Consider the following 24,095-nt stretch of genomic DNA (forward strand, 5'->3'; position numbering starts at 1 on the left):
TATGCTGACACAAACATCGTTTCAAGGAAAGCTTACAAAAACTGAAGACTTATTCATCCCGTTTGTTGTAGCAGGTGATCCTTCTCCTGAGCTGACCATTCAATTTGCTTTAAAGCTGCAGGAAGCCGGTGCGGACATTCTAGAATTAGGGGTGCCTTATTCCGATCCACTTGCCGATGGACCTACCATTCAAAGAGCCGCTCAGCGGGCATTAAAGCAAGGGATGTCCCTCACGAAAGCGATTGAGCTCGTACCGAAACTGCGTGAAGCAGGAGTTAAGATTCCTGTGGTAATTTTCACCTATTATAATCCAGTACTGCAGCTGGGGTACGACCGTTTCTTTGAAATGCTTGAGGAAAATGGAGCTGAGGGAGTACTCATCCCTGATCTTCCTTATGAGGAAAGTGAAGAAATTCGTGGCCTGGCTGAAGAAAAGGGCGTGGAGTTTATTTCGCTTGTAGCTCCTAATTCTGATAAGCGGATCAAGCAAATTGCCGAGCACGCCAAAGGGTTTCTATACTGCGTATCTACACTAGGGGTTACCGGTGGAAGCAATCAAATGTCAGCTGAAACCTTATCGTTTATTAAAAAAGTAAAAGAACATAGCAAGGTGCCGGTAGCTGTAGGATTCGGTGTTTCAACTAACGAGGACGTACAGCTAGTGAGAGAGCATTCCGATGGTGTCATTATTGGAAGTAAAATTATTCGATTAATTGAAGGTGAATTAGAAGCGTTTGATAATGGAAAAGAAAAGGAAGCACTCGAACGCTTTCAACAAGAGATTCATGAACTTGTGAAATGAATCTAGAGTAGAGGAGCTGAGCAGAGTGATTTATATGATCGACCATTACGATTCCTTCACCTACAACCTTGTCCAGTACTTAGGTGAGCTGGGAGAAGAAGTGATCGTTAGACGAAATGATGAAGTTACATTTGAAGAGATTGACGAGCTGCAGCCGGATCTTTTGTTTCTTTCACCGGGACCATGCTCTCCGGACGAAACAGGGATAACTCTGGAAGTGATCGATCGATATAAGGCAAGGATCCCAATGTTTGGTGTCTGTCTGGGACACCAATCCATCGCCCAGGTTTTCGGAGGCAAAGTCGTGCGTGCCGATCGTCTGATGCACGGCAAAAGCTCCGAAATTTTCCACGATGGCCGTTCGATTTACAAAGGCTTGAATAACCCTATGGAAGCAATGCGCTACCATTCTTTGATTGTTGATATACAAGACGTTCCTGAGTGCTTTGAAATTACGGCGGCTACCGTTGAAGGAGAAATTATGGGTATACGGCATCTGGAATACCCAATTGAAGCTGTTCAGTTTCATCCTGAATCCATCGGAACTAATGATGGGATGCAGCTGTTGAAGAATCTGGTGGAGCAGCTGAAAGAAGGGAAAGAGGAAGCTATAGCAGAGTAGTTACGGAGTGAACCTATCTTTTGATCTCACACTGAAGTGAGGTGGGAAGATAGGTTTTTCTAAGGGGAGAAGGATAGAAAAAATGGCCTATTATTAAAGGCCATTAGAAATTAACTTGGTCATGATTGGTTACAATCAACAAGGATTTTCCTTTATCTAATTCTTTTTCCAGCTTCTGCGCTTTATCCTGTTCAAAACCTATTTCTTTCATTTTTGATATTAATTTGTCATCTTTTCCTCTAAAAATATTCTTTGTCGCCGTGCCAAGACCCGTTTCTTTCACACCAATTTTATTGGCATCTGTTTTTCTTTTACTACGTCTTACATGGTCGTTATCGTGAGCCAGAATGTAAATGTCATCATCATTTACTCCATCTTTACGGATCTTCTCAATAGATTCACTCAAATGCTCGTCATCGTGAAAGACTTTAAATTTGGGTTTCATAAGATCGCCTCCTTAGTGCACGAGTTTCCCGGTATGAAGAAGACCTAAACGGATGTAATCGAATTGAGATATTGGAAAAGAGAATGAATTTTTCTCTTGATATTTTAAGAGTATTCATTATATAATAGTTCTTGTCGAGAAAACATACGGGGCATTAGCTCAGCTGGGAGAGCGCTACACTGGCAGTGTAGAGGTCAGCGGTTCGAGCCCGCTATGCTCCACTACTTCAAAACCCTTGTGCTGCAAGGGTTTTTCTTATGTCTATTAAATGGATTGCAAGCCCTTAAATACAACACTTTACCTGTTCTGTGGTGGAAAAGATACTCCTGCTTCACCCTCCCAGAAATCCATCATCTTCATTATTTCTATCTTCCATTGTTTATGATATTCCTTTAAAAGTTGCATATACCATTCTGGCATAACTACAGATGCTTTTTAGGCCCTTATTTTTGGATCCTTGACTATAGACTTTCCCTTATGAGTACCTACAATGTTATTAACAACTTAAATTTCATTAGTTTCGAAGTGAATATTAGACCATTCTAGCGCAGTGAACTAACCTCTTCTAAATCCCCTAAAAAGAGCGCCTAAGCAATAAATTTTCCACATAACTTTTATCATCTAAGAATCTAATAAATTGAATGGTTTTAATGTTTACAATTCTTTTTGAACCGAAAACAGGCAAGATGTGATTCCTTAGACTGCTCAACTGCTGATGTAATTTTTAACTATCGTAGGGGAAAGCTCCTTATGCAAGGCTAATGGGTCAGGCAACGAATTCCTGATCCCGCTTTATATTTACAAAATAGACAGAAAAAACCCTTCCTCTTGTCAGTTTTATTTAAAACAGTCCATATGTACTATGTTACTTACGAAAGGAATAGTTCCGTTTTCTTAATTTTCTTAAAACTTAGTTTGTATACTGTACGAACTAAGTTAATGATGATATGATTTTCTATGAAAGGGCTACTTACATATGCGGTTACCTAAAATTGAAAGCCCTTCCAAAACGACTATTATTAAAAGGAGGTTATGAAGAGACTTTTAAAGCTTGAAAAAATCTTTTAAAAGGAGAGATTAAAACATGTTAAAAGTCTTACGTAAACCAATTATTTCGGGACTAGTTTCTGGACTAGCTTTGGCCCTGTTACTGCCTGCAGGAGTTGGCAGCGCTGCATATGAAAACTCCTGAAACGCGATGGGTGCCCCTGTGGAACTGGATGAAAGATATGAGGATTCTTTTAAAATTGGCGCAGCTGTGGAACCTTACCAGCTAAAAGGAAAAAGCGCCCAGGTTTTAAAGAAACATTACAACAGTATTGTAGCTGAAAATGTAATGAAACCAATTAATATTCAGCCTGAAGAGGGCGAATTCAACTTTGAAGAAGCGGATAAGATCGTGAAGTTTGCTGAAGAGAATAACATGGACCTTCGTTTTCACACATTGATTTGGCATAGCCAGGTACCGGACTGGTTCTTTTTAGATAAAGAAGGAGACCCGATGGTCGATGAAACGGATCCAGAAAAACGTGAGGAAAACAAACAGCTTCTGCTGGAGCGGGTAAGAACTCATGTTAAAACAGTCGTTACACGCTATAAGGATGTAGTAGATTCTTGGGACGTTGTTAACGAAGCAGTTGCGGATGGGTCCTCTCCAGAAACCGATGGCATGCGTGACAGTGCTTGGTACCAGCTTACTGGTACAGACTATATTAAAGTAGCATTCGAAACAGCCAGAGAGTATGGCGGGGAAGATGCCAATCTTTATATCAATGACTATAATACAGAAGAATCGACAAAAAGAGAGAATTTATATAATCTTGTGAAAGGGTTGTTAGATGAAGGTGTGCCGATTGATGGTGTCGGTCATCAAGCGCACATTCAAATCGGATGGCCTTCCATCGATGATACTAGAACTTCTTTTGAAATGTTTTCCAGCCTCGGATTAGATAACCAGGTTACTGAGCTGGATGTAAGCTTGTACGGCTGGCCGCCAAGTGGCAAGTACAACACATATGAAGAAATTGTAAACAGTGAAGAAAATATTCTTGAAGCACAGGCTGATCGCTATGACCAGTTGTTCAAACTATATGAAGAATTAGATGCTGACATCAGCAGTGTAACGTTCTGGGGTATTGCCGACAATCATACATGGCTGGATGACCGTGCAAGTCAGTACAGTGATGATGGCCTCGGCAAAGATGCACCATTTGTTTTTGATCCAAACTACAAATTAAAGCCTTCCTATTGGGCTATTATTGACTAAGTACTTTTTAGAAATCAGCTTCAGAATAGTGAAGCTGATTTCTTTCTTGCTTTTTTATTACGAGGGATAGTTGATAGGTTAATGTTTAAGAAAGGACTGGTGTTTGGGTAATTGCTTCACTCAAGAAGGAGAACAGACCCGTCAGAAGTAAATCAGTGGAGTCGCGATAATAATGTCCTGTTCTTCCTTACTAAGATGATGGTTTAAATAATTGTTTAATACTAGGGGCTTTCGCTCCTAACGGCAACAAAAAAGCCCTGACCAGGTCAGGGCTTTTTTGTTTTCTGAAATATTATAGACGATTCGATCGCTTCTATATTTTTCTGCAATAGGACATAACTATAAGTTTATTTGTAAGACAAATAAATTTTCCTAATATTTTAAATTGACATATAAATTTATTTGTCTTACAATTTGACCATAAGATAATTAATAAAAGAGAGGAGGAAGCGAATTGGAAGCAGAAAGCAGCAAATTTCCAATGAAAAATATCAAAAGAAGAACTTTATCCAATCAAGTAATTGAAGAAATTATTGATTTATTGATGAGCGGACAGTTGAAAGCGGGAGACAAGCTGCCTTCCGAACATGAATTAATGGAGATGCTTGAAGTAAGTCGTCCAGTATTACGAGAGGCCTTGATTTCTTTAGAAAATCTAGGAGTTGTTCATCGAAAAACTAGAGAAGGAACGTTTTTTACTAAACGGGTAGGTAGTGAACCCTACCGTATTATGCTGGCCTTATCGATAGGTGATATTCAATCGATCATTGAAACACGTCTTTCACAAGAACTCGGTTTAGTAGCGATAGCAGCTGAGAAAATAACGGAATTGGATTTGAAAAGGTTGGAAGAAAACATCGAAGAAATGGAAAAAACTGAAGGAGATTACTTAAAGATCGATAAAGAATTCCATCGAATCATTGCTTTTAGCGGAAGTAACCCTATAACTGAAGGAATCATTGATCCACTTCTCAATATGTATGACAAAACATTAGAAAACATCCCTATGAAAAATCGAAACAAAGAGGTAACCATTCAACATCACAAAGAGATTTACGAAGCTTTGAAAAACAAAGACCCTTTAGCAGCCTATCAAAGGATGTATCACCACTTGGACCATGCACGGAATAGGCTGGATCATTACTAATTCATAAAGGAGGAGTTTAATGAGTATAGAAAAAAGAATCCCTCAAGGAATTGCTGGCTTTCCAGTAGCTCCTTTTAATGAGGGTGGCGAACTGGACGTTGATGCGTTAAAGGTGAATATTGAATTTCTTTTAGATGAAGGATTAGAATCTATCTTTATTGCTTGTGGTTCGGGAGAGTATCAGAGCCTGAATCTACAAGAGTATGAACAAATGATTGACACTGCTGCTGATGCTGTTCGCGGAAGGGTGCCCTTATATACCGGGGTAGGAGGAAATATACAAGAAGCCATAGTCAAAGCAAAGCTATCAGAGAAAAAGCAGGTGGATGGTTATTTAATTCTTCCCCCTTATTTAATCGAAGGAGAACAGGAAGGGGTTCTGCAGTACTATACATCGATTATCACCTCTACTAATTTGAATGCTATTATTTACCAGCGAAATAACGCAATTTTGAAAGCGGATACAGTAGAAAAACTTGTTGACTATCCTCAAGTAGTAGGGTTAAAAGACGGACATGGAAATATGGAGTTGAATATTGAATTGACTCATCGTTTTGAAAACAGGCTGGAATTTTTAAATGGCATGCCAATGGCTGAAGTGACTATGCCAGCTTACCATCCTCTAGGATTTCATGGTTATTCTTCTGCAATTTCCAACTATATTCCACATATTTCACGCAAATTTTATGATGCGCTAAAAAATGGAGATCAAGAAACAGTCAAGGACATCTATCAGGAAGTTATTTTTCCGATTAATAATATTAGAAAAAAGAAGAAAGGGTATGCAGTTTCGCTTATTAAAGCAGGTATGGAAATTGTTGGACTTCCGGTAAACAATACAGCACGCCCTCCTGTACTTCCTGTAGAACCGGCTCACTATGAAGAATTTAAGGATATTCTTCAAAAAGCATTAAAGAAATATCCATCAAAAAGGCGTCTCTATAGCTAAGGCTACCCAAGATTAAATGGAAGGAGAATAGTGACATGACAATTAAAACAGATCAGCGTAATAATTTTAATAATTTTATAGATGGTGAATGGGTTGAGGGATCATCTGGAAATGTAATTACGAATTATAATCCAGCGAATATTGAAGAGGTTGTCGGCAGTGTACCTGAATCTACAGAGGAAGATCTAGATCGTGCAGTTGAGAGTGCAAAACAGGCTCTTTCTTCATGGAAGGGACTTACTGGAGCTGCACGTGGTCAGTATTTGTATAAAGTGGCTGATATTCTCGAGAGTCGGACGGAAGATATAGCAGAAACGATGACAAGAGAGATGGGAAAGACCTACCCGGAAGCAAAGGGTGAAACTGCTAGAGGTGTAGCTATCCTGCGTTATTATGCCGGAGAAGGAATGAGGGAAGTGGGAGATGTTATTCCTTCGACGGACAAAGATGCTTTAATGTTTACTACACGAAGTCCTCTGGGCGTTGTAGGAGTTATTACCCCGTGGAATTTTCCGGTTGCTATTCCTTTGTGGAAATCCGCTCCAGCATTAATCTACGGCAATACGGTGGTCATCAAACCTGCTTCAGAAGCTGCGGTGACGTGTGCCAAAGTAGTGGATTGTTTTAAGGAAGCGGGTGTTCCGAAGGGGATCATTAACATGGTTACAGGACCAGGATCTGTGATTGGAGAACGAATTGCCACACATAAAGATGTAAAAGGAATATCGTTTACTGGATCCAATAAGGTTGGAAAACATATTGGCCAGCAAGCTCTGAGTAAAGGTGCCAAGTATCAACTCGAAATGGGAGGAAAGAATCCTGTTATTGTAGCGGAGGACGCTGACCTGGATCTGGCCGTTGAGGCCACGATAAGTGGAGGGATGAAGTCCACCGGCCAGAAATGTACGGCCACCAGTAGAGTAATTGTTCATTCAAGCGTTTATGAAACATTCAAAGAAAAACTTTTACACAAGGTGCAGGAGATCAAAGTAGGCAATGGAATGGAAGACGATAGTTGGATGGGGCCGAGTGTAAGTGAGAACCAGCTTCATACTGTGTTGCATTATATTAATGAAGGAAAAGAAGAAGGTGGAAAACTTCTCACTGGCGGCCACCGTTTGACAGACGGTGATTATGCGCAAGGTTATTTTGTAGAACCGACAGTATTTGAAAATGTGAGTTCAGATATGACTATTGCCCAGGAGGAGATTTTTGGTCCTGTCCTCGCATTAATGAAGGTGGATAACTTAGAAGAGGCTATTGAAATTGCCAATGACGTAGAATATGGACTTAGTGCTTCAATATTTACGACTAATATCCAAAAGATGTTAGCTTTCATGGAACATATGGATGCAGGATTGGTAAGAGTTAACGCTGAGAGTGCAGGCGTGGAGTTACAAGCCCCGTTTGGCGGCATGAAGAGTTCCAGCTCTCATTCGAGGGAACAAGGACAAGCTGCTAAGGAGTTTTTTACAAATATTAAAACAGTATTTGTAAAGTAAATACATTAAGAAAGCAGGAGCAGTTCCTATTGCTCCTTCTTTCTTCAGCATTATTGAAAGCGCTTAAAATTGGAGAGGAGTGGTGTGTAATGAAAAAAATTTTAGTTGTCGTATTGATTTCTATTTTAGCTTTGGTTCTGGCTGCATGTGGAAGTTCTACTAGCGGCAGTGAAAACAGTGGAGAAATTCCTGACCGCGTTCGTGTAGTGATTGGATCAACATCTACAGGCGGGGACACCTTTCAAAATGCTGAAGCTGCTTCCAGGTATTTAGAAGATGAGATGTCCACCAACATGAAGGTCGATGCTATCGGGGGAGTGCAGGCTTTTGATGAATTAAGCAAAGCGAAAGATGACGGAAGCACTGTCATGTTCTTTCACGATATGGCTTATCTGGGCGTGGAGTACGGAGCCTTTAATGAAGAAAATAAACTGGAAAATTGGGAAATTGGACCTGTTGTCTCTATTAACCCGGGGAACGCTTTTCTAACCAGCGGGGACGCTCCTTATGACACGATGGCGGAGTCGGCGGAATGGCTGAGTGAGAACCCTGATGAAACAGTAACGGTAGCTATTCAGGCTGGCGGGGTTTCCGAAATCATTTTTGATGGCTATTACCTTTGGGCGAAAGAAGAATTCGGTACAGAAGTATCGGATCGAATCAAAGTATATGTAACAGGCTCTCAGGAAGATAAGAATCAGGCTCTCTGGGATGGAAATGCTGATATTATTCATGGTTCTATAGGAGCTAACGCAGAGTTCACCAAAGAGGAGGTTGAAGATAAGGTTAAGATGAAGTTTCTAGGTCTCTCTGCAAGTGAGCGTGTAGAAGGATATGACATTCCTACGTTTGCCGAGCAGGGAATCACCGTAAATGGAGAAGAATTTACGTTCGATAAGGAGTTCTTCTACCTTATGCCTAAAGATATTGAGGACAGTTATGTAGAGCAATTAGATCAGTCGCTTGAAGAAGTGGTTAGTAATGAGAGCTATCAAGAGGATCTTTCGAAGAATGCTTATATCACTAATTACATTTCTGCTGAGGAATCAACAGATTATCTTTTAGAAAAAAGAGAAGAGGTAAACAAAATTATTGAACAAGCACCAGACTTAGATGATATTTCTCATTAGTCCTGTTGCAGATGAGAAGTGCACCCTTTGCACTTCTCATCCCCATTATTCTATAAGAAGGAAGGTGTATACATGAAAGATCTGTTAACTTTAGAAATGTCCTACAGTGAATATCACCTTATCTTTCCGAAGATTGTACTTATAGCTCTTGGTATTACAATCCTCATGTTGATTGGTCGTTTTGTCCTCAAGTTTATAAGGGAGAGAAAAGGGTTTATCTCAATGAAGAGATTATTATCCAGTGATTTTAACCGGTTAAAATTTTTCGCTTCCTTAGGGTTACTGTTTGTGTACCCCTTACTCATGAATGGTTTAGGATTTGTTATTTCCACGGTAATTTTTATGATTGTGCTTACCCTTATTTTAATGGGAAGAGTAAATAAAAAAGCGTTAATGGTAAGCGTTACAAATTCTTTAACAACGACCATCGTTGTCTGGTATGTATTTGGCCGGGTTTTTGATATCACTCTGCCTTAATGAAAGGAGGTATTCCAGATGGAGATCTTAGGAGTACTGGGACCAACTTCAATTCTTCTTTGTTTTCTGGGCGTCTTCATAGGAATGATATTCGGTACAATCCCGGGTATGACGGCAACAATGGCTATAGCGATTTTTCTTCCGATCACGTATTCGTTGGAAATGATCGATTCCATTGGACTTTTAATAGGCCTTTATGTTGGAGGGATTAGCGGAGGTTTGGTTCCTGCTACATTATTAAATATTCCTGGTACGCCTTCCTCGCTTTGTACTACGTTTGATGGCTATCCTATGACACAGAATGGTGAAGGAGAAAAGGCTTTAAAAGTCGGAATCACGGCTTCTATTATCGGAGGCTTTTTCAGTTTACTCATTTTGTATTTCTGTGCACCTTTTTTGGCTTCGGTCGCTATCGACTTCTCCGCTGTTGATAAGTTTCTAATTATCATATTTGCCCTTACCATTATAGCTTCTATTTCTCAAGGGAGTCTTTTGGGAGGCATGTTCAGCGGGCTGCTCGGGATATTTATAAGTCTGATGGGGATATTCCCGGATAACAATGAATTAAGACTTGTTCCCGGGTTCTGGGAGGAAGAGTTGTATTATGGGTTTACTCTGCTACCAGTTTTAATTGGACTCTTTGCCATTGGCCAGATGTTAAAAGAGGCGGAAGAAGGGATGAAACCAGCCGCTCATCAAGATATAGATCTGAAAAAGGGGAAAAAGAGTGGATTTAGTTTCGGCATCTTTAGGAAGCAAGGCGTTAATTTAGTGAGATCTTCTGTATTAGGGACTTTTGTCGGGATGCTTCCCGGGGTAGGGGGCAGCGCGGCCTCCATTACCGCCTATTCTCAAGCCAAAAACTTTTCTAAACAACCGGAAAAGTTCGGAAAAGGGGAACCCGAAGGATTAATATCCAGCGAATCTGCAAACAACGGGCTTATAGGTGGAGCACTTATCCCACTCCTATCTTTAGGGATCCCTGGGGACAGTACTACAGCTATATTAATAGGTGCCTTTCTACTGCAGGGAATTGAAGTAGGACCTCTATTTATTACTTCAAATCCAGACTTATGGAATGGTATCATCTATGCTTTAATCGTCGCCAATATTGTAATGTTTATCTTGATGTTTTTCTCTATCAAATACTTTGCCAAGATTGTGTACATCCCTAAATATATTATCTTCCCAATTATTGTTGTAATGTGTGTGGTCGGATCCTATGCCATTAACAATGGAGTAATGTTTGATGTATGGACATTGCTGTTGTTTGGTCTCGCGGGATATATATTTATGAAAATTGGGATACAGATTCCTCCATTTTTAATTGGATTTATATTAGGAGCCCAGTGTGAGAAGTATTTTATTGACAGTTTAAAAGGAAGTAATGGGGAGTTAACCGTATTTTTTACTGACGGTCCTATGGCTGTCTTCCTTTGGGTGCTCATTCTACTGGCTCTCGGGTATTCTCTCTTTGGTAATAAGAAGAACAAAAAAAACATTAATCAAGAAGCCGCTTAATTTAGTGATTACGGAGGAGTGAATGAATTGGAAATTTCGTTACACACAAAAAATCAAATTCCAAGTATTGAACAGATAAAAGTTTATACTGTAGCTGGGGAAGACAGCATGCTGTTAAACTTAAGCGGCGCTCATGCCCCTTATTTTACAAGAAACGTCGTTATCATCAAAGATTCACATGGAAACATAGGAGCCGGGGAAGTCCCGGGGGGAGAAGAGATTAAGGAAACGATTGAAGAGGCGGCTCTTCTTCTAAACGGTAAATCGATTGGAGAATATAAGAATCTTCTTTCTAAGGTGAAAAAAGAATTCTCCAGCAAGGATACCGGGGGGAGGGGGAACCAAACATTTGATCTCAGGGTCACTATTCATGCAGTTACTGCCCTGGAAGCAGCTTTGCTCGATTTGCTGGGGAAACACTTAGGGGTCCCTGCAGCCGCCTTACTTGGAGAAGGAATCCAGCGTACATCAATCCCAACTTTGGGATATCTGTTCTTTATTGGCAACCGTAACAAAACGAATTTACCTTACCGTGATGAATCCCATGCAGAAGAGGAATGGTTTCGTTTAAGGAATGAAGAGGCTCTCACCCCGAAAAAAATAGTTAGACTCGCAGAAGCCACTTATGAAAAGTATGGGTTCCAAGATTTTAAATTGAAAGGCGGGGTACTGACAGGTGAGGAGGAAATAGAGGCAGTCACTGCTTTACATGAGAGATTCCCGAATGCCAGAATAACGCTGGATCCAAATGGAGCCTGGTCTCTTAAGGAAGCTGTTCGATTGTGTAAAGGAAAAGAAGATGTACTGGCCTATGCGGAAGATCCATGCGGAGCAGAGGGCACATATTCGTCACGAGAAGTGATGGCTGAATTCAGGAAAGCTACAGGGTTGCCTACGGCTACAAACATGATCGCTACAGACTGGAGGGAAATGGGGCACGCCGTGCAACTTCATTCAGTAGATATCCCGCTTGCTGATCCACATTTTTGGACAATGAGTGGTTCTGTACGAGTTGCTCAAATGTGTAATGAGTGGGGTTTGACATGGGGATCTCATTCTAATAACCACTTTGACATTTCTCTCGCTATGTTTACTCATGTGGCTGCCGCTGCTCCGGGAGAAATTACTCCTATCGATACCCACTGGATTTGGCAGGATGGTCAGCATCTTACTAAAAACCCTTATCAAATTAAGGACGGAAAGGTTGAACTCCCTGAGAAACCTGGCCTGGGCATAGAGGTAGATTTAAAGAAACTGGAAGATGCAGCTCAATTGTATAAAGAAATGAATTTAGGTGCCAGAGATGATTCGGCAGCTATGCAATATCTAATTGAAGGTTGGAAGTATGATCCTAAACAACCTTCCTTAGTAAGATAAGAAAAATCTAAGTAGAGGCTTTGTCCGAGGACAAAGCCTTTTATATGTCTGTGTTCAGCAGACCGCTTTTATTTGTTATTTTTTAGTAGTTATATTCAGCCTCACCGTATTCTGGAATCAGGAAAGTAACTCTACTAAAGTTGGAGGTTATTTTTGTACAAAACTTCTATTCCATAATAAAATAATTAATGAACGTTAAAAAATCCGCCTTGATTTAACCCTGGCAAATAGTTGATTAGAAAGTAGGAAAGAAGTTGAAGCTGCAAAGTTTTATTGAACATCCGTGGTTTTCCAGATTTATATTGACTGTTATTCTCATTAATGCAGTTCTTATTGGTTTAAGTACAGACTCGTCCCTCTATGAAAACTATGAAACGATGTTTATAGGTCTGGATGTCCTTGTTCTGGCGATATTTACTATTGAGATTGTATTAAAGCTGTGGGTATACCGCCTGCATTTTTTCAAGGAAGGCTGGAATGTTTTTGATTTTGTCATTGTGGCTGGAAGTTTAGTCTTATATAATACCCATCTTGTAAGTGTATTGCGGATTCTTCGAGTACTCAGGGTTTTGAGAACCATTTCTGTGGTCCCATCGCTTCGCAGGTTAACTGCTGCTCTATTTCTGGCTATTCCGGCAATTGGGTCAGTTACCATTCTTATGGGGATCATCTTTTATGTGTACGCGATTATTGGGACAAGCTTTTTTAGAGATGTGGCTCCCGAATACTTTGGAAATATTGGCTTAAGTACGTTGACGTTATTTCAGGTATTTACGTTGGAGAGCTGGGCCAGCGGTGTTTTCCGTCCGATTTTTGAAGAAGTGGTCTGGTCCTGGTTTTACTTTGTATCGTTTATTATTGTTTCTACCTTTATCATTTTAAATCTAATCGTAGGTGAAATCGTAAATAATGCTCAGAAGCTCTCAGAACACTCGGAGCAGGAGAGTGAAGATACGAGAAAGATCATGAATGAACTGAATGAGTTAAAGAAATTGGTTAAAGAAAAGCAGGAATAAAGGAACAAAAAAAGGCCGTCTTTTTATTGTAACTAGAATCAATAAAATGGCGGCCTTAATTATTATTTCGTTTTAGGTAAAAGCACTTTGGTTTTTGATTTAACTAACTCGTAATATAATCCAGTAATGGTCTGGGTCATTAAGAATACAGGGAATGAATAAAAAAGTTCGTACCCTTCTTTAAATTGAATGATACCCATATTCGTGAACACCCATTGCATTCCTGTACCAATAAGAGCCCAGACTGCGATGTACCATATAAAAGTTTTTTTATTGATTTTAAATGAATCGTATAAATAAATGAAAATATAGCTGAAGGGACCAAATAAAAGATAATATAAAAAGTCGAATACCTCGTATTTATCGGTATCATTCAGGACGTAATAATCCATCAATCCTCCACCAATAGTAAAATCAAAGAGGACCCCTATCGTAAACCCCCATAGAAAAAATAAAGCTGTGATATGCCGATAGAACTTTCTTGCAAGAATAAACACAATAATGTAAGCCACAGCAAGCATGACCAATATCCATATTTCATTTTTATCAAAGTTTTCCCACAAATTCACGTGGATCTCACCTCACTCAGCTCCAGCTTTCTAAAGATTAGAAGGGAGGCATAGGATACTAAATAGAGAAATATATAATATAAAGCATCGTAACCGAGGTTCCAGTTTGTAAACTCCGTTATTTTAAAGATTTGTGAAAGCAGTGACATCAAAAGAAGGAAGCTGAACGACATAAGGATAGTTAAAACCACCCGGGTGACAGAAGTTACTGCATAAACCAGATTTAACTGCGTGATAAAAACAAATGGAATGATAATACTCCTTGATAAAAGAAACGCTGCATATTCCATAGGTTCTTCTGTTAAATTCACAAGCTTGAACTCTTCATAGATAATCCATGACCAATTAATACTAATGATCAATATAATCATAAATACGAATGTATTTTCTATAGTCGATAATTTTTTTGGGATGATTAAAAATAACGCCGTGATCAACCAGGATGCAAAGAAGAAAATTGCAAAGGTCATTGTGTTACCCTCCTTGTTTCATTATTATGTGTATCAAGAGAAAACTTATACGATTGGGGGTCACATTGAACCTCTTTGACCTCGTTGAATGATTTTAAGCAGTAATTGTCTTATAAGTAAACCTACAATCACCCCTGGAATTAAGGAAAGAATAGGCAGCCAAATTGGTCCTAATAATGTCCCCATTACAGTAAAGTCGGAAGAAAACATTAACCCGGTGGTAACCGTGTAAGCCGAAAAGGCAAATGGCAGGAAAGAAAAACTCGGTACATCAGAGTCAGAATGCTTATAAGCATCCCATATTGCGAACATATACAAACATGGATAAAACATCAGCCACTGATAATCCACGACGTCAACCGCTTTTTGGGTCTCTCCTTTAAAGCTTAAAAGAATTGCTGTATTAAAATTGCTGTATAAATTAATAATTATTTCTAAAACAATAAAGAAAAAGCCTTTGAGATAATGATGGTTCAGCAGCTGGCCAAAGCCCGGAAAAGCGATGCTCCATAGAAATACCTCTAATTTTTTTGTCTTCATTGGCATTTTCTCCACTGGATTATATTTAGGAAATAACTGATCCCAAGGAGCAGTTCTTCTACGGTGGAATTTTCAAGCATAATATCAGAACCTTCCCTAGATAATTACTCAAGAGTGCTTGCGAGGCTGTTCAGTGAATAGCTTGCCCTTATTTTTAGTTTTTACTATATTTTCCTTATCCATAAAATCCCTTTTATTGGGATAATAAACCAAATGGGAGCTGGAGATGCTTTTGGAATAAACCCTTCCCCCTTACTCATACAATTCTAAAGTGCGGAGTTTAGACTGATAGGGGGAGTGTGTGTAAATGTTTAAAGATAGCGCAGATTTTGAACATACTTTTTGGCTGCAGATACTTGGGGATCATGCAAGGTTTATCAGGGATGCTTTATATCCCTCTGAAACGGAAGATATTCATCAGGCCAGCGAATACGTAAAGGCATTTGACCAATATTTACAAATGGTTAGAAGCGGAGAAACAGGAGACCTGCAGCAGTTTACCAAGAGCATTAAAGACCTGGTGCTTCAATTCCGCCAATTTAAGTTATCTTTACTGGAAAGACAATTAATTGGGAAAATCGGATTTCATTTGTCTCCTACTTTTGTTAATCATATGGTCAATGAGTTAGAGGAATATTTATTAGTCATCAGCTATTTGGAAAAAGGTGAACTCCCTCCTGTTTTTCATGAGTTACATCACCATTTGCTGTGGTTGTTGGATGCGAGCGGTCACGCTGGTGCCATAAATGATGAATTAGACGGAGTAGAAAAACGTTTAAAGAAAAAGAGTGATGAATTTACAAAGCATTTTGAGCAGTTTTATTTGAAAGCAGTGGAATTAACAGGATATTTGCGAGCTAACTTGGAAACGTTTCCTGCTCTGTCGAAATTTAATAATGATGTAGAGGTTGAAATGCATTTGTTTAAAGGTTTTTTACATGAACTTGAAGAAATGGAGTTATCAGAAACGGTCTTAGGTACTTTCTCAGCACTTATGGCAGATCATATGGCAAGGGAAGAGTGTTATTATTTATATAAGCTTGCGGAATCAACACAAGGAGAACATCCGGAATGTGATCCTACAAAGCCACGACTTGTGGATCGTTCTTAAACAGCCAGAATAAGGCTGTTTTTTTGTTAGCAAATTCGTACCGACATAGACATCTTCGAAAAAAATGGTAGAATCAAGATAGAGGACAAGCCGAGGGAGCTTTTATCTATGAAACTATGGTTTAGAAAGATATTTGTGGTTTTAATCGCAATTATGACTTTAGGGTTATACATTCCTCCTGCTTCTATTGAGTTAGATGCATCAGAGAAGAAAGAGCTTTCTTCTAAGGAAGATACAGGAGACCTGAAGTTTTCTGCTGAAGAAGCTGGAGATCCGGAACCGGACGGGGAATTTTCCTTAAGCGAGAACTTCGAGGATGACTACGTCCATAATATAACGGAAAAGGCAAAAGAGCAGATGGTATCTAAAATGGGCCCCAGGATTATAAACAAAGTGGAAGCTGACTTTGAACGTGATATTCTTCCTAAAATGACTGCTGTAATCGATGAGATTTTAAGTGAAGCCGGTGAAGAGAAAGTTCCGTATTATGAGATTACTGAGGAGTTGACTCCGGGTTACGGTGAGAAAATATTCACCCTTTACGATGCCCGTACAAAAGAGGAGATTGCTCGATTTGATGTAAGGCGAGATAATCGTCCAGGTGAAGGATATTGGTTTAATTTTCATTATCATTTAAGTGAAGACCAGTTTGAATCACACCATTCCCTCGGGGAAATATACTGGGATAAAAATACACCGCCGAAATGGATGTCGTAATAAAGAAGTGGGACAAAACTGAAGAAAGCATTAAATAATCCGAACGATTTTATTGAAATTAGTTCGGATTATTTATTTTCTAAGAAAGGAACTAACCATCGTCCCCGTAAAAAACACTGCTGAAAAGTTTCCTACTGTATGATCAGCTCGCGTTATTTCAACTAGAGTCCAGGTAAGATAATGTGAAGTATAAGAAAATATGGATGTAATCCACTCTTTTCTAAATTTGAATTTTCAGATATAAAGAAGATTTACCATTGACATTTCGTGTTAAACTCCATAAACTTATAAATAACAACGTTGTTACATTTCCTCTTTTTCCCTGTGAATATTTTTTTGATCAAAAATAACAACGTTGTTATTTTGGTAAGGGAGTGTGGTGATATTCATGCCTTCATTAAATAAAGAAACTGCACGAAAGTTGACAAAAGATGCTGATAAGTCCCAGCTGGAGAAAGAGCTTCCTGAGAAAGTCATCCAATTTGGAGAAGGAAATTTTCTAAGAGCTTATATAAACTGGATGCTGCAGCAAATGAACAAGCAGCAGCTGTTTAACGGAAGGTCTGTGGCGATTCAGCCGACGCCTCATGGGAAAGTCGTTCCTAAGCTTAACAAGCAGGATGGACTTTTTACAACGATTCTCCAAGGAATAGAAGACGGTAAGGAAAAACAGGAGATTGAAGTAAACTCAACGATTTCAAGAAGCATTAACCCTTATGAGGACTGGGAAGGACTGTTGAAGTTAGCAGAGTCTGAATCAATCGAATTTATTTTTTCTAATACGACTGAAGCCGGCCTGGCTTATAAGGAAGAGGCCTTTCCTGAGAGCGAATCACCACTGTCTTTTCCAGGCAAATTAACGGCTTTACTGTATCGTCGTTTTACTCATACAAATGGCGGAGCGGGCTTTACGATTATCCCTTGTGAACTGGTCGAGGATAACGGGAATCTGCTCAAATCCATTGTGCTTCGCCTTGCACAAGAATGGAAGCTTCCGGAAGCTTTCGCAGAATGGGTGGAGAACCGCAACATCTTCTGCAACACACTTGTCGATCGAATTGTTCCAGGCTATCCAAAGGACACAGTAAAGGAGTGGGAGAGCAGACTAGGCTATGAAGATACGCTGATGGCGGTAGGAGAGCCTTTTCACCTTTTCGTGATAGAAGCTGATTCCTCACTGGAAGAAAAACTTCCTTTTCAAAAAGCCGGGCTCAATGTGAAGTGGGATGAAGTAAAGCCGTACCGTGACCTGAAAGTCAGCTTATTGAATGCTCCTCATACTCTGCTTTTCAGTGTTGGATTCTTATCCGGACTCAATACAGTCAGGGAAGTGATGGAGGACAATACGATATCTTCATACGTCCGCCGGGTGATTTTCGATGATATACTGCCTCACCTTCCCTTTGATCAGAAGGAAAAAGAAGCTTTTGCTACTTCTGTCATCGAGCGCTTTCAGAATCCATTTGTGAAGCATCAACTGGTCGATTTAGGCTTAAATGCGGTACAGAAATTGAAAAGCCGTGTTTTTCCTTTATTAAAATATCAGGAGCATGTCCCTGTTTCGTTCAGCTACTCTCTCGCTGCTTTACTTCATTACTATAAGCCTTACACGCTTCACAGCGGTCATTTAATGGGACTTCATAAAGGGAGACAATATAAGGTGCGTGATGATGAAATTGTACTGAACGCTTTTACTGAGTTTTGGAAGTACAAACAACAGAACAAAGAAGATATTGCTGATCTGTTGAGCAATCAAAAGATATGGGAGCAAGACTTGTCGTATCTTACAGAAGACGTGTTTCACTACTTTGAAAACATTGGGCTAAGCGGGGCGAAGGCAGCGGCTGAGATGATGCTGCAGACAGTCTCTCCTGTAGAAAATCAAAAATAAAAAGGATGGGATACAATGAAAAATTTTATGGATGAAACATTTCTGCTGAATAGTGAAACGGCTGAACGATTGTATAACAATTATGCCAAAGATATGCCGATTATCGATTATCACTGTCACTTAAGTCCGAAAGAAATCTATGAAAACAAGTCATATAAAACCATTACGGATATTTGGCTGGATGGTGACCATTATAAGTGGCGTCTGATGCGGGCGAATGGGATTGACGAGAATTTAATTACAGGGGATGCTGACCCTTATGAAAAATTCCTCGCCTGGGCCCGCACCGTTCCTAAGGCAATTGGGAATCCTGTGTATACGTGGACCCATCTGGAACTGCAGCGATATTTCAATATTTACGTTGCGCTAAATGAAAATTCTGCACCAGAAATCTGGGAGCGGGTCAACGAGCAGTTAAATAAAGACGGTTTCGGAGTGCGAGATTTAATTAAAGCTTCTAATGTGAAAGTGATTTGTACGACGGATGATCCAGTAGATTCGCTCCAATATCATAAACAGATTAAGAATAGTGATTTTGAAACGACAGTTTTGCCAAGCTACCGTCCGGATAAAGGGCTTGAGATTAACCGAGAGGGCTACCTGACCTGGATCGACAAGCTGGAACAGTCTTCAGGTGTTTCGATTAACAGCTATGAAGATTTCCTGGCTGCCCTTGATGCACGTGCCCGTTATTTCCATGAAGTTGGAGGCAGAGTGTCTGATCACGCCCTGGATGAAGTGGTTTATGAAGAAGCAACCATGGAGGAAGTTTCCAAGATTTTTAAAAAAGCGAAAAAAGGTGAGAAAGTCACCAAGGATGAAGAGGCGAAATACAAATCGTTTACGCTTACCTTCTTAGGAAATGTGTACGCTGAGCTTGGCTGGGTAATGCAGTATCACATTAGTGCCCAGAGGAATAACAATACGAAGATGTTTCATAAATTAGGACCTGATACAGGTTATGACAGCATGAATGACGGGCAGATTGCTAAGCCGCTTTGTCAGCTGTTGGATGCACTTGAACGGGAGGATGCACTGCCAAAAACGGTGCTTTATTCATTAAATCCCAAAGATAATCCGGTGCTTGCTACAATCGCAGGCAGCTTCCAGGAAGGCGGAGTACCAGGGAAAATGCAGTTCGGGACAGCCTGGTGGTTTAATGATACGAAGGAAGGGATGCTCTCACAAATGAAAGCGCTTGCTGATATGGGGCTGCTCAGTCAGTTTATCGGCATGCTGACGGATTCAAGGAGCTTCCTGTCGTACACGCGTCATGAGTACTTCAGAAGGATATTGTGTGATTTACTGGCTGGATGGGTGAACAATGGTGAAGTTCCAAATGACGATGAGCTGCTTGAACCAATTATTCGTGGGATTTCCTATGAAAATGCTGAACAGTTCCTGGGGTTTCAGCCACAGTCTCAGCAGCTCAACGTGTAAAGTATTCTGCGAGGAGGATAAACCGTGGAAGATATATTGAAAATTAATGAACAGGATAATGTTGCAGTGGCATTAAAAGATTTGCCCCGCGGCACGAAGGTCCAGGTAGAAGCTGAAGAGATTGAATTGACTTCAGATGTACCAAGAGGTCATAAGATTGCATTAAAACCGATGGATAAAGGGACAAATATCCTGAAATATGGTTTTCCGATCGGACATCTTGAAAAGCCGGTGCAGCAAGGGGACTGGGTGCATACTGACAATACGAAAACGAATCTTGAGGGCGTTCAGGATTATCAATATGAACCGAAGTTTGCAGACAATCCTTTTATCAAGGAAAACTTAACGTTTAAAGGCTTTAAGCGTGAGGATGGCCGTGTCGGCATCCGTAACGAGCTGTGGATTGTTCCTACAGTCGGATGTGTCAATGGGATTGCGGAACAGATCATTAAGATTTTTCAATCTGAGGTTGGCGACATAACCCCTTTCGATAATATTCAGGTTCTAAAGCATAACTACGGCTGTTCCCAGCTGGGTGATGATCACGTAAATACGAGAACAACCCTCGGAAATGCTGTGAAACACCCAAACGCAGGAGGGGTGCTGGTACTGGGGTTAGGTTGTGAAAATAACAGCGTCAATGAATTTGAACAGTCTCTCGGTGATTATGACAGAGGCAGAATCAAGTTTCTTACCTCTCAGGACGTTATGAATGAAATGGAGGAAGGCGTCAAGCTTCTGCATGAAATCTATCAGACAGCCAAAGATGACCATCGGGAAGAGGTACCGCTGTCAGAGCTGAAAGTCGGACTTAAATGCGGCGGATCAGACGGATTCTCTGGTATTACAGCAAACCCGCTGCTTGGCAGACTCTCTGATTACCTCGTCGCTCAAAACGGGACGACTGTTTTAACAGAAGTTCCTGAAATGTTCGGAGCAGAAAAGCTGTTAATGGAGAGAGCAGTTAACGAAAAGGTTTTCCATAAGACAGTCGATCTCATTAACGATTTCAAACAATATTTTATTAAGCACGATCAGCCTATCTATGAGAATCCATCTCCAGGTAATAAGGATGGGGGCATTACGACTCTCGAGGATAAATCGCTCGGTTGTACGCAGAAAGCGGGTACGTCAGTTGTTACCGATGTACTGAAATACGGCGAAAGGCTGGAAACGAAAGGTTTAAATCTGCTCAGCTCCCCCGGTAATGATTTAGTTGCTTCTACAGCCCTTGCAGCAGCCGGCTGTCAGATTGTTCTTTTTACAACAGGCCGAGGGACCCCGTTTGGATCCTTTGTACCGACGATGAAAATATCTACTAATACACAAATCTATGAAAATAAGAAACACTGGATCGATTTTAATGCAGGCAGTCTCCTTGAGGGGAAAGCGCCGGATGATGTGCTTCAGGATTTTATCAACTATATTATCAGCGTGGCCAGCGGAGAGCTTGTCAACAATGAGAAAAATGACTTTCGTGAAATTGCCATCTTTAAATCGGGAGTGACGCTCTAATGAAGGAGGAGCTTGGAATGGATCAGCTATTAGACGAGAAAAAAATTATCGCAATCATCCGCGGTATCCCTTTAGGTACAGGACAGCAAACAGCGCAGGCTCTGTATGACGGAGGGGTACGCTTCCTGGAGATCACGTTGAATACAGAGGGGGCGCTTGAAATGATTTCGGAATTGAAGGAGTCATTTCAAGGGCGAATGAAGATTGGGGCAGGGACGGTTTTAAGTGTGGAGGATGCAGAAGCTTCCATCGAAGCAGGAGCTGAATATATCGTGAGTCCTCATTTTGATGAAGAAGTAGTCACCTACTGTCTTTCAAAAGGAGTTACGGTGTGGCCGGGAACGATGACACCGACAGAAATGGTACGCGCAACAAACCTTGGAGCTCCTGCGGTTAAAGTGTTTCCAGTCGGGGCTCTCGGAATGAATTATATTAAAGACGTACGCGGCCCGCTCAACCATATTAAAATGATCGCCACAGGCGGTGTGAATTTAGATAATATCCAAGACGTGATTCAAAACGGCGTCACAGCTGTTGGGTTAGGAGGAAACCTGGTAAACAATAAGCTGATTGCGGAAGGAAAATACAGTGAAATTACGAAACTGGCTGAGCAGTACACCGCCAAAGTAGAGGAGGCTGCTGTTCATGGGTAATTACGCGGATGTCGTAACGATCGGGGAAAGCATGGTCCTTATTCAGCCTTATAATGGCGGGGGAATTAAGTACGCTCCTTTATTATCTAAGTCGGTGGGAGGAGCAGAATCAAACCTGGCATTCGGTTTATCCCGGCTGGGAAAAAAAGTGAGATGGATCAGTCGTGTAGGCAGTGATCCTTTTGGAGAGCTTATCCTCTCTACCATTGCCGGAGAAGGAATTGACGTGTCTTATACGGAAAAGGATCCAAATGAACCGACAGCTCTTTATTTTAAAGAAGCCACAACACCTGGAGATCCAAGCGTGTATTATTACCGCAGGAACTCAGCAGCGAGTCAATTCGCAAGGGAGCATATAAAGCCTGAATGGTTTGAGCAGGCAGGACATCTGCATGTCACAGGAATCACTCCTGCTCTAGGGGAGCACACGGTGGAGTTCATGAAAGAAGCGATGAAGCAGGCGAAAGCACAGGGATTAACTGTTTCCTTCGATCCTAATCTGCGCAGAAAGCTTTGGGATGACCACACCGCAAGAGAGGTGCTTCTTGAGCTGATTCCTCTTTGTGATATATTCCTGCCGGGGCTGGAGGAGGCAGAATTTCTGTTAGGAGAACAGTCTCCTGCTGCTCACGGTGCGGAGTTTCTAGAAATGGGTCCTTCGATAGTAGCCATGAAGCTTGGAGAAGAGGGATCTATAGGTTTTACGAAAAATGGTTTCTATGAGGAAGAACCTTATAAAGTGACACAAGTGGTTGATACCGTAGGAGCGGGAGACGCCTATGCTGCCGGTTTTCTGTCAGCATTATTAGAAGAGAAGAATTTTCTAAATGAGGAGAAGTCAGCGGAAATACTGCCAAAAGCATTAAAGCGTGCCAATGTAACAGGAGCATTAGCGACACAGTTCCATGGGGACTGGGAGGGAGCTCCAACACTGCAGGAAGTGAACCAGCTGATGAATGATCAGCAGGCCGTTACCAGGTGACAATGAGGAAGCCTTACTCAGCTGAATAACTGATGAGGCTTTTTATACATCAATAAAAATATAAGGAGGTTATTGAATGAGTATAGGGGTGCTGGCCCATTTATTTGGGAAAATGTCGTATAAGGAGCTTGCTTCCAAGGTGGGGGCAAAAGGGTTTCCTCATGTACAGCTCGCCCTTTGGAAGGCATTTAATGATTATGATTTTAGTAAGCCGGGATTACTAAGTCCGGGACTTGCGGAAGACATTGGGGAAGAGTTTGATAAGCATGATGTTTCCATTTCTGTATTAGCTTGTTACCTTCACTTTTTTCATGAAGATGTTCAGCAGAGGCGGGAGAACATGGAACGCTTCAAAGAATTGATTCGTCATGCGAAGTTCTTCGGTGCACCGATTGTTGCCTGTGAAGTAGGAAAGCTGCAGTCAAAGGAGCTCACGGGTGATGAATGGTTAATATTAAAGACGAATATTGAAGAGCTGGTAGAGGAGGCCGAGAAATGGGGTGTCTATATCGGCATTGAGCCGGCGAATGACCATTTAATCGGCTCAGCAGAACAGCTGCATCATATGCTTGAGGAAGTACCGTCTTCTAACATTGGAGTCGTGTTGGACCCAGGGAACTTAGTGCATAATGGAAACTTTCATAAGCAGGATGAAGTGATTAGAGAAGCCTTTGATTTACTAGGAACACGTATCATTGCCGGTCATGCTAAAGATCGTATCATCGGTGCTGACGGGCAGATCAAAACCGTGGTTCCAGGAAAAGGTGATTTGAATTATGAATTGTATATGGAGCTGCTGGAGCAGTATAAGCCGCAGGCAAGAATCATTATGGAAGCTGCGAAAGATTATCAAATGCTTGAAGCTAGAAGTTATATAGAGAAAATGCGTGAACAGGCTAAAGTTAAAGCGTCTGTAACACACCCACTAACCAATTAGGGAAAAGCTTTTTTAA

Annotated in this window: 24 protein-coding genes and 1 tRNA gene; 20 read left to right on the top strand and 5 right to left on the bottom strand. The window is 40.8% G+C overall.

Annotation, left to right across the window (positions count from 1 at the left end):
- The first annotated feature begins 1 nt into the window (after nucleotide 1).
- Both trpA and C1A12_RS18315 read left to right on the top strand, forming a co-directional pair.
- Complete coding sequence (trpA, locus tag C1A12_RS18310) at nucleotides 2-802, top strand: tryptophan synthase subunit alpha (RefSeq protein WP_101846217.1); 801 nt, start codon at nucleotides 2-4, stop codon at nucleotides 800-802.
- A 25-nt stretch (nucleotides 803-827) separates the two neighbouring features.
- Nucleotides 828-1,424, top strand: coding sequence for an aminodeoxychorismate/anthranilate synthase component II (locus C1A12_RS18315; protein ID WP_101846219.1), 597 nt, complete (start codon nucleotides 828-830; stop codon nucleotides 1,422-1,424).
- Between the two features lie 103 nt (nucleotides 1,425-1,527).
- Here C1A12_RS18315 and C1A12_RS18320 read toward each other — a convergent pair whose 3' ends face one another.
- Nucleotides 1,528-1,869 carry a general stress protein gene (locus C1A12_RS18320; RefSeq protein ID WP_101846221.1) on the bottom strand — a complete coding sequence of 114 codons (342 nt, stop codon included), beginning with the start codon at nucleotides 1,867-1,869 and terminating at the stop codon, nucleotides 1,528-1,530.
- Nucleotides 1,870-2,017: 148 nt separating this feature from the next.
- Between C1A12_RS18320 and C1A12_RS18325 the strand changes: the two genes are divergently transcribed.
- Nucleotides 2,018-2,090, top strand: a tRNA-Ala gene (locus tag C1A12_RS18325).
- A 353-nt stretch (nucleotides 2,091-2,443) separates the two neighbouring features.
- Here the strand turns inward: C1A12_RS18325 and C1A12_RS21715 are convergent.
- The gene (locus C1A12_RS21715; protein WP_101846223.1) at nucleotides 2,444-2,578 is read right to left on the bottom strand and encodes a hypothetical protein; all 135 of its coding nucleotides are present in this window, start codon (nucleotides 2,576-2,578) and stop codon (nucleotides 2,444-2,446) included.
- Between the two features lie 501 nt (nucleotides 2,579-3,079).
- On the opposite strand from C1A12_RS21715, the gene C1A12_RS18335 reads away from it, so the two are divergent.
- The 9 genes from C1A12_RS18335 (at nucleotide 3,080) to C1A12_RS18375 (ending at nucleotide 13,254) form a co-directional block, all read left to right on the top strand.
- Nucleotides 3,080-4,135, top strand: a complete 1,056-nt coding sequence (locus C1A12_RS18335; RefSeq protein WP_306417020.1) for an endo-1,4-beta-xylanase — start codon at nucleotides 3,080-3,082, stop codon at nucleotides 4,133-4,135.
- A 454-nt stretch (nucleotides 4,136-4,589) separates the two neighbouring features.
- Nucleotides 4,590-5,282 carry a FadR/GntR family transcriptional regulator gene (locus C1A12_RS18340; protein WP_235001659.1) on the top strand — a complete coding sequence of 231 codons (693 nt, stop codon included), beginning with the start codon at nucleotides 4,590-4,592 and terminating at the stop codon, nucleotides 5,280-5,282.
- 19 nt (nucleotides 5,283-5,301) lie between these two features.
- Nucleotides 5,302-6,231 (top strand): 5-dehydro-4-deoxyglucarate dehydratase, encoded by a 930-nt coding sequence (gene kdgD, locus C1A12_RS18345; protein ID WP_101846227.1) that lies wholly within the window; start codon nucleotides 5,302-5,304, stop codon nucleotides 6,229-6,231.
- Between the two features lie 35 nt (nucleotides 6,232-6,266).
- Entirely contained in the window at nucleotides 6,267-7,733 is a 1,467-nt protein-coding gene (gene gucD, locus C1A12_RS18350) for an alpha-ketoglutaric semialdehyde dehydrogenase GucD (RefSeq protein ID WP_101846229.1), read from the top strand.
- Nucleotides 7,734-7,822: 89 nt separating this feature from the next.
- Nucleotides 7,823-8,863, top strand: coding sequence for a tripartite tricarboxylate transporter substrate-binding protein (locus tag C1A12_RS18355; protein ID WP_145997064.1), 1,041 nt, complete (start codon nucleotides 7,823-7,825; stop codon nucleotides 8,861-8,863).
- Between the two features lie 72 nt (nucleotides 8,864-8,935).
- Nucleotides 8,936-9,340, top strand: a complete 405-nt coding sequence (locus C1A12_RS18360; RefSeq protein WP_101846233.1) for a tripartite tricarboxylate transporter TctB family protein — start codon at nucleotides 8,936-8,938, stop codon at nucleotides 9,338-9,340.
- An 18-nt stretch (nucleotides 9,341-9,358) separates the two neighbouring features.
- The gene (locus C1A12_RS18365; RefSeq protein WP_101846235.1) at nucleotides 9,359-10,861 is read left to right on the top strand and encodes a tripartite tricarboxylate transporter permease; all 1,503 of its coding nucleotides are present in this window, start codon (nucleotides 9,359-9,361) and stop codon (nucleotides 10,859-10,861) included.
- Nucleotides 10,862-10,888: 27 nt separating this feature from the next.
- Complete coding sequence (locus C1A12_RS18370; RefSeq protein WP_373420487.1) at nucleotides 10,889-12,238, top strand: enolase C-terminal domain-like protein; 1,350 nt, start codon at nucleotides 10,889-10,891, stop codon at nucleotides 12,236-12,238.
- A 254-nt stretch (nucleotides 12,239-12,492) separates the two neighbouring features.
- On the top strand, nucleotides 12,493-13,254 hold the full coding sequence (locus C1A12_RS18375) for an ion transporter (RefSeq protein ID WP_101846237.1): 762 nt from the start codon (nucleotides 12,493-12,495) through the stop codon (nucleotides 13,252-13,254).
- Between the two features lie 62 nt (nucleotides 13,255-13,316).
- On the opposite strand, the gene C1A12_RS18380 is transcribed toward C1A12_RS18375, so the two are convergent.
- Genes C1A12_RS18380 through C1A12_RS18390 form a run of 3 tightly spaced genes read right to left on the bottom strand, consistent with a single transcriptional unit; the run spans nucleotide 13,317 to nucleotide 14,833 of the window.
- Nucleotides 13,317-13,823 (bottom strand): hypothetical protein, encoded by a 507-nt coding sequence (locus C1A12_RS18380; protein ID WP_101846239.1) that lies wholly within the window; start codon nucleotides 13,821-13,823, stop codon nucleotides 13,317-13,319.
- Nucleotides 13,820-14,293, bottom strand: coding sequence for a hypothetical protein (locus C1A12_RS18385; RefSeq protein WP_101846240.1), 474 nt, complete (start codon nucleotides 14,291-14,293; stop codon nucleotides 13,820-13,822). Before C1A12_RS18385 ends, C1A12_RS18380 begins: the two co-directional genes overlap by 4 nt.
- 60 nt (nucleotides 14,294-14,353) lie before the next feature.
- Nucleotides 14,354-14,833: a hypothetical protein gene (locus C1A12_RS18390; RefSeq protein WP_101846242.1), complete on the bottom strand. Its 480-nt coding sequence runs from the start codon at nucleotides 14,831-14,833 to the stop codon at nucleotides 14,354-14,356.
- A 307-nt stretch (nucleotides 14,834-15,140) separates the two neighbouring features.
- Between C1A12_RS18390 and C1A12_RS18395 the strand changes: the two genes are divergently transcribed.
- The 8 genes from C1A12_RS18395 to C1A12_RS18430 all read left to right on the top strand — a co-directional run bounded on the left by C1A12_RS18395 (nucleotide 15,141) and on the right by C1A12_RS18430 (nucleotide 24,079).
- The gene (locus C1A12_RS18395) at nucleotides 15,141-15,944 is read left to right on the top strand and encodes a DUF2935 domain-containing protein (RefSeq protein ID WP_101846244.1); all 804 of its coding nucleotides are present in this window, start codon (nucleotides 15,141-15,143) and stop codon (nucleotides 15,942-15,944) included.
- Between the two features lie 108 nt (nucleotides 15,945-16,052).
- Nucleotides 16,053-16,661, top strand: coding sequence for a YpjP family protein (locus C1A12_RS18400; protein WP_101846246.1), 609 nt, complete (start codon nucleotides 16,053-16,055; stop codon nucleotides 16,659-16,661).
- Nucleotides 16,662-17,049: 388 nt separating this feature from the next.
- A complete protein-coding gene (locus tag C1A12_RS18405; RefSeq protein ID WP_101846248.1) occupies nucleotides 17,050-18,552 on the top strand; it encodes a tagaturonate reductase in 1,503 nt (500 codons plus the stop codon).
- A gap of 15 nt (nucleotides 18,553-18,567) precedes the next feature.
- Entirely contained in the window at nucleotides 18,568-19,992 is a 1,425-nt protein-coding gene (gene uxaC, locus C1A12_RS18410; protein WP_101846250.1) for a glucuronate isomerase, read from the top strand.
- Between the two features lie 24 nt (nucleotides 19,993-20,016).
- The gene (locus C1A12_RS18415; protein ID WP_101846252.1) at nucleotides 20,017-21,507 is read left to right on the top strand and encodes a UxaA family hydrolase; all 1,491 of its coding nucleotides are present in this window, start codon (nucleotides 20,017-20,019) and stop codon (nucleotides 21,505-21,507) included.
- Between the two features lie 17 nt (nucleotides 21,508-21,524).
- The gene (locus tag C1A12_RS18420) at nucleotides 21,525-22,160 is read left to right on the top strand and encodes a bifunctional 4-hydroxy-2-oxoglutarate aldolase/2-dehydro-3-deoxy-phosphogluconate aldolase (RefSeq protein ID WP_101846561.1); all 636 of its coding nucleotides are present in this window, start codon (nucleotides 21,525-21,527) and stop codon (nucleotides 22,158-22,160) included.
- Entirely contained in the window at nucleotides 22,153-23,142 is a 990-nt protein-coding gene (locus tag C1A12_RS18425) for a sugar kinase (protein WP_101846254.1), read from the top strand. The genes C1A12_RS18420 and C1A12_RS18425 overlap by 8 nt, the downstream gene beginning before the upstream one ends.
- A gap of 76 nt (nucleotides 23,143-23,218) precedes the next feature.
- The gene (locus C1A12_RS18430) at nucleotides 23,219-24,079 is read left to right on the top strand and encodes a sugar phosphate isomerase/epimerase (RefSeq protein WP_101846256.1); all 861 of its coding nucleotides are present in this window, start codon (nucleotides 23,219-23,221) and stop codon (nucleotides 24,077-24,079) included.
- The last annotated feature ends 16 nt before the right edge of the window (nucleotides 24,080-24,095 follow it).

Origin of the sequence: Halobacillus sp. Marseille-P3879 (assembly GCF_900240285.1) — a bacterium.
Classification (GTDB): Bacteria; Bacillota; Bacilli; order Bacillales; family Halobacillaceae; genus Halobacillus_A.

Coding starts and splice junctions, on each gene's coding strand:
- gucD (WP_101846229.1), top strand. CDS start 6,267: ATGACAATTAAAACAGATCAGCGTAATAATTTTAATAATTTTATAGAT.
- C1A12_RS18405 (WP_101846248.1), top strand. CDS start 17,050: ATGCCTTCATTAAATAAAGAAACTGCACGAAAGTTGACAAAAGATGCT.
- uxaC (WP_101846250.1), top strand. CDS start 18,568: ATGAAAAATTTTATGGATGAAACATTTCTGCTGAATAGTGAAACGGCT.
- C1A12_RS18365 (WP_101846235.1), top strand. CDS start 9,359: ATGGAGATCTTAGGAGTACTGGGACCAACTTCAATTCTTCTTTGTTTT.
- C1A12_RS18430 (WP_101846256.1), top strand. CDS start 23,219: ATGAGTATAGGGGTGCTGGCCCATTTATTTGGGAAAATGTCGTATAAG.
- C1A12_RS18400 (WP_101846246.1), top strand. CDS start 16,053: ATGAAACTATGGTTTAGAAAGATATTTGTGGTTTTAATCGCAATTATG.
- C1A12_RS18360 (WP_101846233.1), top strand. CDS start 8,936: ATGAAAGATCTGTTAACTTTAGAAATGTCCTACAGTGAATATCACCTT.
- C1A12_RS18385 (WP_101846240.1), bottom strand. CDS start 14,293: ATGACCTTTGCAATTTTCTTCTTTGCATCCTGGTTGATCACGGCGTTA.
- C1A12_RS18355 (WP_145997064.1), top strand. CDS start 7,823: ATGAAAAAAATTTTAGTTGTCGTATTGATTTCTATTTTAGCTTTGGTT.
- C1A12_RS18425 (WP_101846254.1), top strand. CDS start 22,153: ATGGGTAATTACGCGGATGTCGTAACGATCGGGGAAAGCATGGTCCTT.
- C1A12_RS18390 (WP_101846242.1), bottom strand. CDS start 14,833: ATGAAGACAAAAAAATTAGAGGTATTTCTATGGAGCATCGCTTTTCCG.
- trpA (WP_101846217.1), top strand. CDS start 2: ATGCTGACACAAACATCGTTTCAAGGAAAGCTTACAAAAACTGAAGAC.
- kdgD (WP_101846227.1), top strand. CDS start 5,302: ATGAGTATAGAAAAAAGAATCCCTCAAGGAATTGCTGGCTTTCCAGTA.
- C1A12_RS18395 (WP_101846244.1), top strand. CDS start 15,141: ATGTTTAAAGATAGCGCAGATTTTGAACATACTTTTTGGCTGCAGATA.
- C1A12_RS18320 (WP_101846221.1), bottom strand. CDS start 1,869: ATGAAACCCAAATTTAAAGTCTTTCACGATGACGAGCATTTGAGTGAA.
- C1A12_RS18420 (WP_101846561.1), top strand. CDS start 21,525: ATGGATCAGCTATTAGACGAGAAAAAAATTATCGCAATCATCCGCGGT.